The organism is Vibrio marinisediminis (genome assembly GCF_014050145.1).
In the GTDB taxonomy this organism is placed as follows: Bacteria; Pseudomonadota; Gammaproteobacteria; order Enterobacterales; family Vibrionaceae; genus Vibrio; species Vibrio marinisediminis.
In genome coordinates, this window is sequence record NZ_JACFYF010000038.1 from 1 (window position 1) to 1535 (window position 1535).

The following is a 1535-nucleotide window of genomic DNA, read 5'->3' on the forward strand; positions in this document are numbered from 1 at the left end:
TGTTTATCCCATTTTAAAATGACTCATTTCTTACCAAGTTAAAATGTCCTAAAGCTCAGAAGAAAAAGAGTAGGGAAGCTATGTCTTTTTGCCTGAAGTTTTGAATTGTTCAGGGTTGGTCAGTACTGGATTGATCGTTCGCAACTGTTCTTGCAATGCTCGTTGTTGCGCTCGACGCTTTGGCGCATTTTTGCTCCGAGTCCGTTTTTGTTGTTGCTCGAATTCTTCTTGTTTTTGCTGAGCAAACTTCAGTACCTGACCCAGACGTTTGTTGTCGACAATTTGAGCTTGGTGAACTTCCTCAAGCTTGTCGAAGGTTTTGAAACTAAGTTTTCGATGACCATAAACAATCGCAATCTCTCCATTGGGATAATCGAGGACTTTCACACTTTCATGGGCTAATCGGCTATTTTCATCAGAAGGTTCAATAAGATAAATGACTTTGTCGTATTGGATCGTGAGTGATTTAGACAATTTGCGAACTTCTTGCCAGCTAAAGATATCGTTGATCTCCTGGTCCGATTCTCTTACTTTTCGATGTAAATCTTTTGGGTACTTAGCAGGCTTTGCAAAACGACGATTGAAATCATTGATGAAATCAGGGAGCCACGCGTTGGCTTCTTCAATAGTGCTAATACCTCGTAATCGCATCTCTTTCACTAAGCGATCCTGTAACGTTTTGTTCGCTCGTTCAACGCGTCCTTTGGCTTGGGAGCTATTGGCGCAGATAAGCTCGATACCGAGTTCATTCAGAATACGCGCATATTGTGTTTGTCCAACCAGTTTGTGCTTTTCTTGGTTAACTCGAAATATCGAGTGTTTATCACTGTAAAATGCGACCGGTTTGCCGTGTTCATTGAGGTATTCTCGGGTTGCCAACATATAATCGAAAGCGGATTCAGTCTCACAGAACGTTAAGTTCATCAATCGACCCGTAGCGTCATCTATGAAGACCAGTAGGCAACACTTATCGCTGCGTCCTTCGAACCAATCATGGTGTGAGCCATCAATCTGAATGAGTTCACCTAGGCAATCTCGGCGATAACGAGGTTGATAGACTCTCGGGTTGCGCTTGTAGTGTGGAGTCCATAAACCGTCAGCGATCATCCATTGTCGCAGAGTCTCAAGAGATACCGAGATGCCATGGATTTCTTGAATTTTTTCGTGGGCTAGCGTTGGTCCAAAATCAGAATAGTGCTGATGAATGAGTTCTAATGCCTGCAGTTTGACGCTTTCATTGACACGATTTGAGGACGGTTTGCCTCGATTACCATGCGCCAGAGAAGCTGCGCCTTGTTGAATGAAGCGAGTGATGAGCCGCTGGAGTTGTCTATAACTTAAACCCAATAACTTTAATGCATCACGCCGGCTTAGATTATGGTGTAAGACATCTTGGATTATCGTCAGTCTTTGTAATTCACGATCGTTCATAGTGATTAGCATCCTCAAACCTCCAAGGAAATGTAGGACATTTTCGCTTGGTAATATTAGGACATTTTCGCTTTGTTATAACAAGCTCAGTGCGCATTATGTAT

General features: G+C 42.8%; 1 protein-coding gene. It reads right to left on the minus strand.

Annotated elements, in window-relative coordinates; translation table 11 throughout:
* Window positions 1–78: 78 nt before the first annotated feature.
* A complete protein-coding gene (locus tag H2O73_RS20210; protein WP_182110721.1) occupies window positions 79–1431 on the minus strand; it encodes an ISNCY family transposase in 1353 nt (450 codons plus the stop codon).
* Window positions 1432–1535: the final 104 nt, after the last annotated feature.

Bases quoted from the DNA above. Each gene is read 5' to 3' on its own strand.
- H2O73_RS20210 (WP_182110721.1), bottom strand. From the start codon at position 1,431: ATGAACGATCGTGAATTACAAAGACTGACGATAATCCAAGATGTCTTA.